Annotated in this window: 13 protein-coding genes; 11 read left to right on the forward strand and 2 right to left on the reverse strand. The window is 47.4% G+C overall.

The window, feature by feature from the left end:
- Positions 1 to 295: 295 nt before the first annotated feature.
- The 11 genes from BN8899_RS18430 to BN8899_RS18480 all read left to right on the forward strand — a co-directional run bounded on the left by BN8899_RS18430 (position 296) and on the right by BN8899_RS18480 (position 14,429).
- Positions 296 to 847, forward strand: a complete 552-nt coding sequence (locus tag BN8899_RS18430) for an RNA polymerase sigma factor (RefSeq protein ID WP_065220463.1) — start codon at positions 296 to 298, stop codon at positions 845 to 847.
- Between the two features lie 51 nt (positions 848 to 898).
- Positions 899 to 2,053 (forward strand): FecR family protein, encoded by a 1,155-nt coding sequence (locus BN8899_RS18435; RefSeq protein WP_065220464.1) that lies wholly within the window; start codon positions 899 to 901, stop codon positions 2,051 to 2,053.
- 98 nt (positions 2,054 to 2,151) lie between these two features.
- Positions 2,152 to 5,739: a SusC/RagA family TonB-linked outer membrane protein gene (locus BN8899_RS18440; RefSeq protein ID WP_065220465.1), complete on the forward strand. Its 3,588-nt coding sequence runs from the start codon at positions 2,152 to 2,154 to the stop codon at positions 5,737 to 5,739.
- 14 nt (positions 5,740 to 5,753) lie between these two features.
- Positions 5,754 to 7,301, forward strand: coding sequence for a RagB/SusD family nutrient uptake outer membrane protein (locus BN8899_RS18445; RefSeq protein WP_065220466.1), 1,548 nt, complete (start codon positions 5,754 to 5,756; stop codon positions 7,299 to 7,301).
- Between the two features lie 12 nt (positions 7,302 to 7,313).
- A complete protein-coding gene (locus BN8899_RS18450) occupies positions 7,314 to 8,210 on the forward strand; it encodes a hypothetical protein (RefSeq protein ID WP_065220467.1) in 897 nt (298 codons plus the stop codon).
- 10 nt (positions 8,211 to 8,220) lie between these two features.
- Entirely contained in the window at positions 8,221 to 8,946 is a 726-nt protein-coding gene (locus BN8899_RS18455; RefSeq protein WP_065220468.1) for an FISUMP domain-containing protein, read from the forward strand.
- A 26-nt stretch (positions 8,947 to 8,972) separates the two neighbouring features.
- Positions 8,973 to 10,181, forward strand: a complete 1,209-nt coding sequence (locus tag BN8899_RS18460; protein ID WP_065220469.1) for a TlpA disulfide reductase family protein — start codon at positions 8,973 to 8,975, stop codon at positions 10,179 to 10,181.
- A gap of 30 nt (positions 10,182 to 10,211) precedes the next feature.
- Complete coding sequence (locus BN8899_RS18465) at positions 10,212 to 11,471, forward strand: thioredoxin family protein (protein WP_065220470.1); 1,260 nt, start codon at positions 10,212 to 10,214, stop codon at positions 11,469 to 11,471.
- Between the two features lie 7 nt (positions 11,472 to 11,478).
- Positions 11,479 to 12,648, forward strand: a complete 1,170-nt coding sequence (locus tag BN8899_RS18470) for a TlpA disulfide reductase family protein (protein WP_187376952.1) — start codon at positions 11,479 to 11,481, stop codon at positions 12,646 to 12,648.
- Between the two features lie 184 nt (positions 12,649 to 12,832).
- On the forward strand, positions 12,833 to 14,104 hold the full coding sequence (locus BN8899_RS18475; protein WP_231932424.1) for a sugar MFS transporter: 1,272 nt from the start codon (positions 12,833 to 12,835) through the stop codon (positions 14,102 to 14,104).
- Between the two features lie 82 nt (positions 14,105 to 14,186).
- Positions 14,187 to 14,429 (forward strand): hypothetical protein, encoded by a 243-nt coding sequence (locus tag BN8899_RS18480; RefSeq protein ID WP_148375528.1) that lies wholly within the window; start codon positions 14,187 to 14,189, stop codon positions 14,427 to 14,429.
- 4 nt (positions 14,430 to 14,433) lie between these two features.
- Here the strand turns inward: BN8899_RS18480 and BN8899_RS18485 are convergent, their stop codons facing one another.
- Together BN8899_RS18485 and BN8899_RS18490 are read right to left on the reverse strand one after the other, a co-directional pair.
- Positions 14,434 to 15,024, reverse strand: a complete 591-nt coding sequence (locus BN8899_RS18485) for a LutC/YkgG family protein (protein ID WP_018336026.1) — start codon at positions 15,022 to 15,024, stop codon at positions 14,434 to 14,436.
- 118 nt (positions 15,025 to 15,142) lie between these two features.
- Positions 15,143 to 16,510 carry a lactate utilization protein B gene (locus BN8899_RS18490; protein WP_065220472.1) on the reverse strand — a complete coding sequence of 456 codons (1,368 nt, stop codon included), beginning with the start codon at positions 16,508 to 16,510 and terminating at the stop codon, positions 15,143 to 15,145.
- Positions 16,511 to 16,512: the final 2 nt, after the last annotated feature.

A 16,512-nucleotide genomic window follows, 5' to 3' on the forward strand; every position in this document is an offset into this window, starting at 1 on the left:
TGTATTCCTACTAAAGAGAGAGAGAGCTAATAAATTTTATATATATCTTATTTGTAGAATAACGTTTTCATATCCTAATTATTTGCTATTAACTTCCTATTAAAATAGGAGTTGAATGGGAGATGATATAAACTAAATAGTAATTATATACATATTTTATAAATTATATATATATTATCTCATACTATACTCCTCGTGATTTTCCAACGCACTCCCCCCATCTCAAAGACGTGATAAAAGAATGTTTCTACTTTTAAAATATTAACACTATATTTGCATAATCAATTCTCGGGACATGGAAAACAATATAAATGGCATTGATACATTCAAAGAATTGTACATAAACCACTTTCAGGCTGTGGTAGGCTTCTGTCATACCTATTTGAAAGATCGGGAACAATCCATGGACGTTACTCAAGAAACCTTCTTCAAACTGTACGAGCGGCTCGACGACGCTTATTCCCGCCAAAATGCCATAGCCTTTCTTTATATCACGGCTAAAAACCTCTGCATGGACATTCTGAGACATGATAAGTTCAAAACAGAGGACGTCAACGAATTGAAAGAAAAATTATACTCCGATGAATTTTTTCTGGATGAAATCACGAACCGGGAAATGATCCGTTTCGTTCAGGCTGCCGTTGAACAACTAACCGGTCGCAGCCTTGAAATAGCCCGCCTTTCGCTCGACGGAATGGGGAACCAGGAAATAGCCGACACACTGGGTATTTCTATCAATTCTGTCAAATCTCTAAAAAAAGAGATGTACACAAAACTTCGTAAAATCATTGGTAACGAGTATATTATACTATTCTTCGCAAAATATTTGTTAAAAATCGAGAAATAAACTCACCCAGTTTTCAACTTCATCCGTATTCATATAGCATAACAAAAGAATATGGAGAAGCAAATTATAAAAAGAATCGAGGTCGCCCGGCTGGTTGCCCTGCACAAGCTGGGGGTTCTCCCCAAGAGCGAGGAGCAACGTCTGGCGGCATGGGTGACACGAAGTGAGGCAAACCGCCGGCTTTACGAGAGATTGCTACGCCAGGGAACTTCCAGGGAGAAGGGAATGCCCACTACCGATAAAGCGTGGCAGGACTTCACACGAAGATACCAGATACGCCCAAAAAGATACGCCACATGGCGCCGGATAAGTTACATGGCTGTTGCCTGTTGTGCAGCACTGCTACTTGCGACGGGTATTCTGCATTTCTACTCGCGGGATAAAGCTAACGAAATTGCGACTCCACGTCCGCTCAACTCGGTACAACTCGTGCTCGATAACGGCAATACCATCGCCCTCGACCATCAGGAAGCCGCCACTATCAAACAAGCCACAGGTATACTTCTCGGAAAGACTCAAAAAGAGATCGACTACACGGCTGCGAAGCACAACCCGGTACGTAATACATTGACCTACCACACGATTATCGTACCGAAATACGGGGAATACACCGTGAAACTTGCGGATAACACTGTCGTGAAACTGAACTCGGAGAGTCGGTTGAAATACCCGGTGACATTTAACGGGGAGAACCGGGAAATCTGGTTAAATGGGGAAGCCTACCTTGAAGTGGCACGCGATACATCCAAACCATTTATAGTCTATGCCGCAGGAACCGAGATCACCGTGCTAGGCACCACGTTCAACGTGAACGCATACGACACGAGAAAAGAAGTTGCCACGACTCTCGTCAGCGGCAGAATAGAAGTAAGCAACAACGTCACATCTCAAATTATCAGCCCCGGGCAACAAGCTATCACCAACCGCAATAACCCTCGAATAGAAGTAAAAAAAGCAGACACGAAAGTGGTGACAGCATGGGTACGAGATATGTTCTATTTCGACGAAAAACCCCTTGCCGAAATCATGGAAACTCTTGCCCGTTGGTACGAATTTCAAGTGGTCTTTGAAAATGATAGCGTCAAACAACGGCGGTTCACCCTTGAAGTTTCACGCTATGGCGATATAGACAAAATACTTCATTTAATAGAGGAAACACAGGTCGTCAAATGTAGGAAAGAAGGCAAAACCATATATATCAGGTAAAAAAAACAGGTCATGCTACCAACACGACCTGCCGCAAATTTAATGATATACACTCCCCCGTCAAAGCGAGTGTAATTATAAACCTATAAAACAAAAGTATGAAAAAAGATTGTTTTATTCATGCCCCCGTGCATGAAAAATTAAAAAAACTATTGCTAATTATGAAGTTAAGTGCATTATTCGTATTGTTGTTCTGCATGAACTTGTCGGCAGGAGTACTCGCGCAAGAGACGCTCCTGACGGTTGAGGTGGAAAACGGCAGCATCCGTGACGTGATGCAAACCATCAAACAGCAAAGCGATTACACGTTCGTCTACAACGTGGAAGAAGTCGGGCATCTCGCGAACATCTCCATCCACATGAAGCATGCCGCCGTCCGTGCCATTCTTGACGAATGCCTGAAAGGCAGCGGGTTGGAATACAGCATCCACGAGAACGTCATCGTGATCCGCAAGATGATCGCCCCAAAGCAAGACGAGGTCCGGAAAATCAAAGGTATCGTCACGGACAAGCAAAAAGAACCGCTTCCGGGCGTGACCGTCATGATCAAAGGAACAACGCTCGGGGTATCCACCAACGCGGAAGGACGCTTCGAGCTCGCACAACCGAAAGACACGAGCGACATCGAGTTGATCATCTCGTTCATCGGGATGAAAACACGAACGATCCGCTACAAGGGAGAAGAACTTCTAACCGTGGTGATGGAAGAAGACACGCAGGAAATGGAAGAGGTGGTGGTGACGGGGTATCAAAAAATTAATCGAAAGAAAAACACGGGATCCATACAAAGCGTCAAAATGGACGAGATCATGACAGCGGGAGTTTCCAATCTCGACCAAATGCTGGAAGGACGGATATCCGGGATGACACTAGTAACCGGTTCAGGAGAGGTGGGTGTTGCCCCAAAAATCCGTATCCGCGGTACCTCCACGTTAATCGGGAACCGCGAACCGTTATGGGTAGTCGACGGGATCGTCGTGCAGGATCCGGTGCCCATCTCTGCCCAAGAACTAAATGACCCGGACTACATCAACCGCATCGGTAACGCCATTGCCGGCCTGAACCCACAAGACATCGAACGTCTGGACGTATTGAAAGATGCCGCCGCCACCGCCTTGTACGGGACAAAAGCGGCCAACGGGGTTATCGTGATCACAACCAAAAAAGGACGTATAGGAGCCCCCGTCATCAACTACAACATGAACACCACATTCCGTCAACGCCCCCGTTACACGGACCGCAATATCAACTTGATGAATTCCAAAGAAAGAATCCAATTCTCACGCGAATTAAACGACCAGCACTACGTGTTCAGCACAACCGTCAATTACGTGGGGTACGAGGGATTGCTCAATGATCTCTACACGGGGAAAATCAATGACACGGAATTTGCCCAAAAGGTGGCATACCTCGAAACACTCAACACAGACTGGTTCAAATTATTGACAGAAGATTCTTTTTCCCACCAGCACACGATCAGTATGTCCGGCGGCTCGGAAAAGACACGCTACTATGCCTCAATCGGTTACTCGCGGGACAACGACGTGATCAAAGGGAACTACAACGAACGATACACCAGCAGCCTCAATCTTGAATCGACGCTGAAAGATTGGTTTACAGCTTCGTTTCAATTACAAGGAAACGTGAGCCGCAGAATGTATAACCAGAGTTCAATCAGTCCCATGGACTACGCCTACAACACCAGCCGGGCAATTCCCGCTTACGATGAGAACGGAGAATATGCTTATTACACGTTACTGGAAGGCCATGATTACCGGCAATACAACATCTTGAATGAATTGGAAAACAGCTACAACGACCAACACACTTCGAGTATCACCGTAACCTCCAACCTACAATTCAAGTTCACCCCGTGGCTGGATGCATCCGCCATTGTTTCCTACACGAATTCCAACGCGGAAATCGAAGGGTACTGGGGCGAGAAAACACACTATATTGCAGCCCTACGGGGTTCCGATTACGGCGAAGTTCCCTCCTCTTACGCGACCTGCCCTTACGGCGGTGAACTCAATACCAATAACACCAGAAATAACTCTTACACGATACGTTTGCAGCTTAACGCGAACAAAACTTTCGGAGTGGACGAACAACACAACATCCTTGCCAGCGCCGGAATGGAAATGAGTTCCACCAAATACAAGGGATACAGCCGCACGGACCGATGCTACTACCCGGACCGCGGGATGACTTTCGTGTCCAATATCGACCTGGAAAAATTTCCTTCATACGGGGCTTGGCTGACTTCCAATGTACCAGCACTCACGAACAACTTGACAAACCTTCTCTCCGGGTACGCCACACTCTCTTACAGCTATTACCAGTATTTCACGCTAAACGTGAACGCTCGGGTTGACGGATCAAACAAATTCGGGGACCAAAGCAACGACAAATTCTTGCCCATCTGGTCGGCCTCCGCGGCATACAATATCTCGGAACACGAAACTCTAAAAACCGATTGGATCGACTACATCACCTTGAAAACGTCTTTCGGTTATCAAGGGAACATGCTCGATAGCGAATCCCCCGTTATGCTGATCCAAAAACTTCCCACCAATCCCTATTACAACGAGGTGGAAAGCAGTATTTCCAAATACCCGAATCCCAACTTAAAGTGGGAAAAGACCAGTTCATTCAACGCGGGGTTACAATTCTCCCTGCTACAAAATCGCATTCAACTGGAAACACAATATTATTACAAGCGCACGAAAGACGCTTTCATGACCAAAGAGGTAGCCACCATGAACGGGGTCGACTCCTACACGATCAACGGGGGTGACATCGAAAACAAAGGATACAGTTTCGATCTTACCGTGTTGCCGATCAAACGGAAAGACTTGTACTGGACAATCTCCACCTCGTTCTCGAAAGACAAGAACACGATTAAAAACGATCCGGATTCCCAAACTTACAATTACTCAGACTTCCTGAGTGGAACAGCCGTGATCAAGGGCAAAGCAGTCAACACGTTCTATTCCTACGATTTCATCGGTCTCAACCCCATGGACGGAGGTCCCATGTTCAACGACATGGAATTCCAGAAACACGAACTTTACGGGCTCAGCAAATACGAGACATTCACCCGCGTGTTGAAAGCCACGGGACGCCGGGAACCGTTCATGTCCGGAAATCTTTCCACATCCCTCCGGTACAAACAAATCCGCCTGAATGCCCACTTCGCGTATAGCCTAGGGGCAAAGACCAGGTTATTCCGCATGTTCAACAAAAACCTATCCCCGGAATACAACGTGCACCGGGATTTCATGAAACGATGGAAAACACCGGGCGACGAATTGAAAACCAATATTCCATCCCTCTTGTCGTACTCAAGCACGGCATATTGGAATTACCTGACACATTACTCGGACATCACCGATAACATTCAAATGTTTGCCGAAGACGCTTGGATGATGTATGATTACTCGGACTCCCGGGTTGTAAGTGCCAATTACCTGAAATGCAGTAGCTTGAACATCACTTACGCATTCGGGGAAAACATGCTGTCCAAGATTGGTCTTTCACGCTTGGAACTCTCCCTGTCCGGTACTAACCTGTTCACGCTCTGCTCGGGTAAACTAAAAGGACAAACCCCGACTCAAGGCGGGTTCAGCGAGATACAACTATCAGATAGACCCACCTACACATTTGGATTAAGTGTTTCATTCTAAAAAACGAAAACATCATGAAAAATATATTCATAATCGGATGCCTTCTACTCACGCTCAACGCTTGCGATAGTTTTCTTGAAGAGTATTCACAAGATTTGGCAAGAGTGGAAACAATCACGGACTTAGATGAACTGTTATTGGGAAGTGCATATTACCAACCTGCATATTACTATCTCAGTATGAGCACTCTTTACTTGGCAGGCGAACCGTTTTTTCCCTTCATCCACTTCATGAGTGATGAATTAAAACAAAACGAGATTACAAAGGGGGGAGATGCTGGCAGCATGGAAAAGTACTTCGGGTATTTCACATGGCAACGACAAGTCGGTATAAATCCGGAAGGAACCAGAGTGGGAATAGAAAATACTGATTGGAAAAAAGCCTACCAGCATATCAACGCGGCCAACATGATTCTCGACGAATTAAATGAAGTCAAGATAAACAACAAGAAAGAAGAAGAAATGAAAAACCGCATAAAAGGAGAAGCCCATTTCCTGCGCGCATTATACTATTTCACCCTCGTGAACCTGTACGCTGCCCCGTACGAACCGTCAAAAGCGGAAAGTACCGTCGGGATCCCGTTAAAACTGACCTCGTACGTGGAGGACAAAGAGTACGAGAACAGTTCCGTGGCACGCGTGTACGAACAAATTCTTCAAGATCTGGAAGATGCCATCGATTGCTTGTCCAAGACCTCCCGTAAAAGCGTCTACCGGGCCGATCTTACCGCGGCTTACCTGTTAACCGCACGCGTTTACCTGTACATGCAGGATTACCCGAACGCCCGCGAATACGCCCAACTCGTGCTGGATCGGAACAACGCGTTGACAGATCTCAACACGTTCTCCGGGGAAGATAACGTGTTCACTTCCGAGAACCCGGAAATCATATTCTCCATGGGCGGTCATTACCTGACTCTTGATATGTATGGAAGAGACCGTTACGAGGACGAGTGTTCCTATTATATCTCCAATGACCTTATCGAAGCATTCTCCGACGAGAATGATTTGAGAGGAACGAAATACATTCAAGAAGGAGAAAGCGGCTATTCTTACAAAAAAATCTACTGGGGACGTGCACATTACGGTTCAGCTTGCAGCGTTTCCGACAATTTCCTGTTCCGCACCTCGGAAGCTTACCTGATCCTCGCAGAGGCTTGCGCCTTTGATGAAGATGAAGGTACTGCTCGACAGAAAATCGGCCAATTGCAAGCCAAACGCTTCCACACCCCTCCAACCGTCAACGAAAGCGGGAATGCCTTGATCGACCTAATCCGGCAGGAACGGCAACGGGAATTATGCCTGGAAGGTCATCGCTGGTTTGACTTGCGCCGCTACACGGTATGTGAAAAATACCCGTGGTCAAAAACGATCCGCCACACGTATATAGATTACGACACCCAATATCCTTATCCCATAGAAAGAACACGGGTATTTGAACTAGAACCTTTTGACAAAGCATACACGCTGGCCTTCCCGAGGGAGGTATTAGATTTCCAGAACACGCTGAACACGAACGACAGACCGGAACGCACACCGGTTAGCGACTCAAACAATCAATAAAACAAAATTACCATGAAAAGAACATATTACTTTATATCTCTTTGTATCCTGACACTCATCTTTTCTTGCAGCAAGGAAGATGCACTGACCCCGACGGATACGCAATATGACTATTTCACGGTTTCTCCCGATGCCACAGATGCAGAATCCGTGTTACGCCGAAAATTTCACGAAGACCACAATATTCATTTACTTTTCAACGACACGCTGCGCCACGAATTGCAAGGAACATACGCAGATGGGACACCTTATTATTTCACGGAATTACTCGATTTACCATATAATATAACAAGCACCCTAGACGACGTCCAATTCACGTACATCAAGAATTACGAACAGAAAGAAAGTAGCGTCAAGTTTGTCGAGAAATACATACTCACTCATTTGGGAACAAGTTTACGTCCCTATTCCATATTCTTGGTAGATGAATTGTATGAAGCAGACTACTACGGAGACTGGGATCCTATCGATTTTTATATCGGAAGACGCTGTTTAGCCCTGGCGACACGCGATATTCCGGAAACCGACGAAGATGAGATCAGCGAATACGCCTTGGATGTACTTTACAATTTTATCAAAAGTCAAATATCGTACAGAGACGCGGAATTCACCGAATTTCTATCTTTCGGATCAGAATACTACGGGGAAGATTTTATTGACCATAACGACGTATTCAAGAATGGATATGAAAAACCGCAACACGATGATTTATACGCTTTGGGATTCATTTCTTGGAATGGCAGGAACAAATATTTCCCGTATGAAAACAACGATTTATCAGCCTATTTGCGAGCTCTTTTCTATGATGACGAGGAGGAATTTAAAGCCCAGTACGCAAACTACCCAGTTATTATTCAAAAATACAACATTTTGAAAGAGGTCGTGAAACAAAAAGGTTACATATTCTAAAATCAAACACATGAAAAAATTACTTTATATATTAAGCGTTGCATTAGTTATTTTCGCTTCCGGATGCAGCGATGATCATGAAAACTTACCACACAAAACCCCGGAAGCAACGGGAACATTTACTGACACGGACGGGACCGAATACAAGTGGGTACGCTACAACGGACTCGACTGGATGACCTCGAATTACAAGGGAGGTTCTCCTTATTACGAAAGTACAGACTACTGGGGAGATGACCTTATTTATTTTGAAGACAAAGATTTATCCATCTCAGACTTCGAGATTTTCGGGAACATGTACACCTACGACGAGGCAAACACGCTCGCACCCGAAGGGTGGCGCCTGCCGACAGACGAGGATTGGCAGAAACTGGAACAAGCCATGGGCATGTCCGCCCAAACAGCGGACACCCGGGGCTGGCGCGGAGCCGGAGTCGGGACATTGCTTCAACAAGATGAATCGGGAACGGGAATAAACCTGTTGTTAGGAGGAATCGTCTGCAATAGAGCCGGACGCCCCGAATCTTTCATGTTGCGTCATGTCAGGGCATACGGGTATTATTGGACCGCCGACTTGGACAGCACCTACACCGCTGAACGCATGGCATATTACAGGAGAATCCGCTATAATTCCACAGAAATAGAACGAGAAGTAACCGGTATCGAAGTATATGACTACTGGGGTGACCTGTACCCGACCTACATGAGTGTACGTTACGTGCGGGATGCCCAATAAAACACGAACCATATTATATCAAATACATGAATAAATTATTTTACCTTGCCCTGGCGCTGCTTTTTTGCAGTGCCTGCGGCAACAAGAACGAATACGTCATTGAAGGCTGCTTCCCCGGCTTACAAGACGGGATGACGGCCACACTTCGAAATGTTGAAGGAGAAGAGGCTATCCTATTGGCTTCGGACACGATCCGAAACGGTCGTTTCGAATTGCGCGGACAGGTGGCTTCGCCCACTTTTTGCGAACTGACTGTTTCAAACAGTCCGCTTGTCAACCAGAAACGTGACGTGAAAGCCCGGAAAGCCTGGCTCTTTCTTGACAACTCCCGTTTAACCCTTGACGTTCCTCATTTTGACAGCATTGGCTACGTGAGCACGCTTATGCCTTTCGCACAAGAGCGTATCGGGGCCGTGACGGGTAGTCCACTGCAAACAGAATTCAACGCGTACCGGAAGAAAATGCTTCCCCTAGAACTGGCTGCTTATCAACCCTACGACACCTTGTCGAATCTCCGGTTCTGGCACAAGCACGAGTATCCGAAGGAAATGTACGACAAGATTTTCGCCGAATTCTATCCCCAACAAGTGGAGCAACAGGCGATTGTCGATGCCGCCCGGATGGAATTTATCCGACAACACCCCACTTCTCTCCTGTCGCTTTATATAGCAGAAGACCTGATTAAAAAGGAATTTACCCGCACAAAGGAGGAATTGGAGGAACTGTCCCGTGTAGCGGAACAAATCACGGACACGGTGCGCGTACCCCGTTTCCTCAAACGGATGGAATTAGCCATGAAGCAATATAAAAGCGTCAAGTACGCTGATGTAGAACTGGGAACACCTGCGGGAACAAGGGAAAAACTCTCGTCACACGTTCGTCCGGGAAGCTACACGCTGATTGACTTTTGGGCATCGTGGTGCGGACCGTGCAAAGCGGCAATCCCTTCCGTGAAGGCGCTCTACAACACGTACAACCGGGAGCAATTGAACGTGGTCAGCATCTCCATGGATGAAAAAAAAGCGGATTGGGAAAAGGCGATGAAAGAGGAAAACATGCCGTGGGCGCAATTGCGGTGTGACGACCAAAAGAGTTATACCGAAATCTCCAAGGCTTACCGAGTCACCAGCATTCCCCGCCTCGTGCTCCTCGACCCGCAAGGAAGAGTGGTGTTCAGTAGCTTTGATGCGGATGCTTTGCAATTGACTATACACCAATTACTGGGAAATAATTAATTTATAAATCGTATCGTAAAAATTACTTGTATGAAAAGAATCTATTTGTTGATCGCTATCCTGTTTGTGCAAATCACGGTGTTCGCACAGGAAGGCGTGAACTTCCGTGATTTAACTTTCACCGAGGCTTTGGCGGAAGCCCAAAAAGAGAACAAACTAGTATTTATGGACTGCTACACCTCGTGGTGCGGACCATGCAAAAACATGACTAACAACGTATTCCCGCAAAAAGCGGCGGGTGATTATTTCAATCCCCGTTTCGTGTGCGTGAAATACGACATGGAGAAAGGCGAAGGTGTGGAACTGGCTAAAAAATTCGACGTGCACGCCTACCCCACTTTCATCATCATCCGTCCCGACGGCACAGTGCAACACAGGCTGGTAGGAGGCGACAAGCTGGAAAGCTTTATCAAGAGAGTGGAAAAAGGCTTGAACGAGAAAACTTCGTTAGTGTACCTGACCCTGGAATACAAGCAAGGGAAAATGAGCAACCCGGAACTGCTAGTGTATAAAAATACGCTCTCGGATGCCGGCAAGGACAAAGAGGCCGCACAAGTATACCGGGAATTGCTAAAACGCCTCACGGACAAGGAAAAAACAGAAAAAGAATACTGGTCGATTTACGAGGATGAAAGTTGCGTAATCGGTTCGCCGATGTTCGACTTTTTACTGGCAAACCTGGATGCCATCCGTGCAAACACGGGGGAAGCGACCGTGGACAGATTCCTGTTCCGTCACTACGCCGACATCTTGCAGGACTACATTGCCGGGTACGCCAAGGAGGATGCCGCACCCATAGAAAAAGTGAAAGCACAGATCTACGGGTTCCGGATAAAAGGACAGGCAGAACTGGAAAAAATGTTGATTTTGGCTGAACCCGTCAGCCAACGGGACATCGAAAAGGTTGCCGCCATCGTGAAAGAAAAAATCCCACTCGCAAGTGCCGATGAGTTGAAAATGTACGCTTTCGGTTTTCGTGCCATCCTCTGGAAAAGTGAAGAGCCTTATCCCACCCTCTACGGGAAACTCGGAAAAAAACTCACACACCAAGTGATCGCCCACATGGAGAAAAAGGCGAATAGCTTATCCGATGACGATTTTAGCACTTACGATATTATCCTGTCATGCTTCGGCGAGGGATTGGAGAAAAAGGATTATACCCGGCTCATCGCAGTGGGAGAAAAAGTGCTTTCCGGATTGCCCGATGACGACAGGAAACGCCACGCAGAATGGATACTCAACGGGTACAAGAAACGCCTGGAAAAAATGAAACAAACCCCTAACAAATAAGATGAACATGAAAAAAAGATACCTTTCACTCCTGTTGTTGGCAGGCACGATGGTGTGCTGCAATAACAAACCGATGGATCACTTCGTGCTCCGCGGAACGATTCCCGGGGCAATGGACAGCACGGAAATAGAACTGGTTATTCCCGGGGAAGGTTACAAAAACGAGCGACTGCGAGCATTCATCGTCAACGAGCGATTCGAGTTCCAGGGAAAACTGGAACAGCCCGTGCGTTGCGAACTACGCCTGAACAATTACGACATTTGCGAACGGAAAGGAATAAAAGAGGAGAACAAGGTCGTGTACGCAGATATCAATTTCTTCGTCGAAAACGGGCAACTGACTTTCACCACGCCCCACGTGGACAGCCTCCCGAAATCCTTCTGGCAATACGACATCCGCAAAGAGAAAAACTACTCCCTGAGCGGCTCGCCCGCACAAGAAGTCTACCACGCCTACCAACAACAGACGATCCCAGCGCGCCATCTCCTCCGGAAATACCAGATGACCAAGGACAAGCGACCGGAAGATTTTCAAAGGAAGCAGGCGGCACAAGCCCAACTTACACAACAAACCCGTGAATTTATTGCGGGACACACGAATCTCGCCGTGAACCTTGTGCTCGCGGAGGAATTAAAAAAAGAACCATTCACTTACAACCAACATTACCTCGATGACCTGGGAGAATTATTCGCCTCCTACCGGGACACCTGCCCGGGGCTGGAAAACTTCCGCCGCTACCTGCAAGAGGCTAGCGCTTTCGCCCAAGACAAACCGTTGCAGGAAGGAAAAGTAATCACCCCGAAAGGCGACACGTTGTCCTTACCCGCCCAATTGAAAGCGGGACAATACACCCTGATTGACTTCTGGGCATCGTGGTGCGGACCCTGCCGGGCAAGTTTCCCCCACTTGCGGGAAATGTACAAATTACACGGGGAAAAAGTCAATTTCATCAGCGTGTCGCTGGATCAAAATGAAGAAGAATGGCAAAAGGCAATGCGGGAAGAAAAATTGCCTTGGGCACAATTCCTCGCCACCCGCACTTTGAGCAAAGAGGTCGGCAAACACTACAACATCAAATCGATACCGACATTCTTGTTCATCGATCCCGCGGGAAATATCATTTTCTCCGGACATGATAGCGATGAACTGGAATCAGAATTAGCGAAAACACACTAACTAACATCTCTATTTTTCTTTATTAGATTAATTGTAAACGAGGCTGTTTCGACTGCCTCGTTTTATTATTCTCCCCTCTTCGAACAATAAAATCCTACAATTTCATCCAGCATTATCAAAAATTAATAACTTTGTAGGATTCTTATGTGTTTACGTGTTTATGTATTTTTTTAATTAGTTGATGATGGAACAAAAGAAAAACTCTTACAGCATGGGGATTATCATTATCGGTATCCTCTTCTTTATTTTCGGGTTCGTCACGTGGTTGAACGCTACCCTAATCCCTTATCTTAAAATTGCTTGCGAGCTGCAACACGAGTGGCAAAGCTACCTCGTGACCTTCGCCTTTTACATTGCCTACTTTGTCATGGCTCTGCCCTCGTCATGGGTATTGCGCAAGACAGGCTACAAAAACGGAATGATGCTCGGGTTGCTCGTGATGGCAGTCGGGGCATTGTTGTTTATCCCCGCAGCTATGACCCGCACCTACGGTTTATTTCTGTTAGGTCTTTTTATCATGGGTACCGGGCTTTCCGTGCTGCAAACCGCATCCAACCCTTACGTGATTGAACTGGGAGCCCCGGAAAGTGCCGCCCAACGGGTGAGCATCATGGGTATTTGCAACAAGGTGGCTGGCGCCATCAGCCCGCTTATCCTCGGGTCAATCATGTTGAAAAATATCGACGCGCTGGAAGCAAGTCTAAAGACAATGGACCCTATCCAGAAAGCGGCAGAACTCGACCTCTTGGCATCGAAATCCATCGTACCTTACGTCGTGATTATGGTATCGCTCGTCGTGCTGGCATTATTCGTGCGATTCTCACCGCTTCCCCAGATCGAAGATCCGGAAGAAGAAGAAGGCAGCATCCAACACGGGGGTAAATCAAGCATATTCAGTTTTCCGCACTTGTGGATCGGCATTGTCACCCTGTTCCTTTACGTGGGAGTCGAGGTGATCGCTATCGACACGGTCATCGGGTACGCCAAATCATTAGATATGAACATGGAAACCGCACGGATATTCCCGACCTTCGGTATGATCGCCATGATCGTCGGTTACATTATCGGTATCATCGCCATCCCGAAATACATCACCCAAGAACGAGCTTTAGCTTACTGCGCCATCCTAGGCGTGATCCTCGGGATATGTACTGCCGTTCTTCCGGCTAACACATCCATCTGGTGTTTAACCTTGTTAAGCCTTGCCAACTCGCTGATGTGGCCTGCTATCTTCCCGCTTGCCATCTTCGGCTTGGGACGCCACACGAAAACCGGATCGGCACTGCTCATCATGGCTATCGCCGGGGGAGCCTTGCTTCCTATGTTATACGGTTCGCTTACCCCCTGCATGGGCTTCCAAGGCGCATACTGGATGGTAGTGCCATGCTACCTATTTATCCTTTATTTCGCCGTGGCAGGTCACCGGGTGGGTATCAAACATTTATACAGTAAATAAATAGTTACAAGTTGCAGGTTACAAGTTTAAAATGAACTTGAAACTTGTAACCTGCAACTTGCCCAAAGTAAATAACAAATTTATGGAAAAGACAAAAGCACTCAAGAACAGAAAACTATTCGGCATTGCCGCTATCCTATTGCTCTGCGTCGGCATCGTCCACGTGGGTTACCAAATCATACAAATTGCAGACCACCCGGAATGGGGAGCCCCATGGTATTTTGCCCTGTTCTCGCCCGGCATAGTTTATCTTTTCCCCTTGCTCGTGTCCTTCGCCGCCTATCGCTTCTTCTTGAAAGAGGCGGGGAAGAAGGAAGAAGAATAAATAATTATAAAGGAGGGTGCTGAAGAATCACCGTCACCCCTCTTGCCCCGTGAGCCCCGATGACTAGAGCCTGCTCGATATCGGCAGTCTTCGAGGGACCGGCGATAAAGCACCCGTAACCGTAATCATCAAAATCGGGGCGGGCATAAGCTTCATGCATATTATTCACCAACTCATTACGATCCAGCAAAACCACCAGCGCCTCGGCGATAAAAAACAACGCTTTATAACGGGTATGTTGATTAATCCACACCATCCCGTTTTCCAGCACCCCGAACTCTCCTCGAATCACCCCCACATCCGTGCCGTTCAACTCCCGGGGATCATCCAGTTTATCGGGATTCACCGTTGCACAAGTAACCTCCGGCAAATTGGAAGCGATCGTCTTCGCCTCCGGGTACGCCTTCCGGATAGCCTCGTTCACGTCCTGCCCCTTTTCCAGCAACACGTAATTCGCCCCCACCGCTTTCAGAATCTTCTCGAACTGCACCAGCGGTTCGGGAAAAGTCAACGGTGTAAACGTCATCTCCGGACGTTCCACCTGATCGACGCCATGCGCCTTTATCCTTGCAAATATTTCTTCTTTACTACCCATAACCTAATTTTAGATTTTAAATTTTAGATCTTAGATTAAAAAACTCTCGACAGACAATAACAAGAATACTCGTAAACTTCAATTATTCAATTTAAAATTTACAATTTAAAATCTAAAATCATTTCATTTTTCCTTTCTTCCACATTGCATTAAATGTTTCTTCGGCAAATTGTGGTAATTCCCGCCCGATACCCCACGCGTCGAGGCTGTTATATAGCACGAAGCGAGGCATTTTCTCCGCAATCCGTCCGGCTTTTATTGCCGGGTAGAACAGACCGGGATGCTCCATCACGAACTTCATGCCCTTTTCCATGAACTTCTTCGACGGGGCGGCAAGATGCAGCGGTGCCAGATTCTGCCGCCACTTGTAGATTTGCTCCGCCAAGTCGATCTTCACCGGGCACACGTTCGAGCAGGAATAACACAGCGAACAAGCCGACACGTTACCCGAGTATTTCTCCGGAGACTTCAGCATCCCCAGGTTTATCCCGACCGGTCCCGGGATAAAATAGGAGTAAGAATACCCGCCCGTACGGCGGTACACCGGGCACGTGTTGATACACGACCCGCAGCGGATGCACTTCAACATATTCACGTGTTCCGTGCAAGCCAGGATATCAGAACGCCCGTTATCCACGATCACCACGTGCATCTCCTGCCCCTCCACCGGTTTCTTGTAATGCGAGGTATAAGTCGTCGAGGGTTGCCCGGTCGCCGAACGAGCTAGTAAACGAACATACAACGACAACGCCCCGTAATCCGGGATCACTTTCTCCAATCCCATGATGGCGATATGCACTTTCGGGAAAGAAGTACCCATATCGGCATTCCCCTCGTTCGTGCAGACCACGAAAGCCCCCGACGAAGCCACGGCAAAATTGACCCCCGTCATGGCAATATCCGCATGCAGAAACTTTTCCCGCAAAGCAGCACGAGCGGCATGCGTCAGGTAAGTCGGGTCACTGTTCCCCGGCTCCGTGTGCAACTCCTTCTCGAACACCTTTCCCACCTCCTCCCGCCTCACATGAATAGCGGGAAGCACTATATGGCTGGGCGGCATCCCCATCAACTGCATGATCCGTTCCCCCAAATCCGACTCCACGGCATCCACTCCCCGAGCCTTCAGGTAGGGCGTCAATCCACATTCTTCCGATAACATTGACTTACTCTTCACCAAGTTTTTACCCCCGTGTTTCTGTATGATCTCGTACACGATACGGTTATGCTCCTCGGCATCCTTCGCCCAATGCACGTGTATCCCGTTCGCCGTGGCGTTCCGCTCGAACATATCGAGGTAATACGCCAGATTACTGATCGTGTGCCGCTTCATCCGGCTAGCCATCTCCCGCAATTCCTCCCACTCGGGCACATCATGCGCCATCTTATCCCTTTTCTCCCGGACGAAATAGAGTGCCTGGTCATGCCACGCCGTCCTCTCCCTGTCCGCGATAAACTTCTTGGCTGCTTTCGCGTGTGAACTCATAATAT

The sequence above is a fragment of the Butyricimonas sp. Marseille-P2440 genome, from assembly GCF_900091675.1.
Lineage (GTDB): Bacteria > Bacteroidota > Bacteroidia > Bacteroidales > Marinifilaceae > Butyricimonas > Butyricimonas synergistica.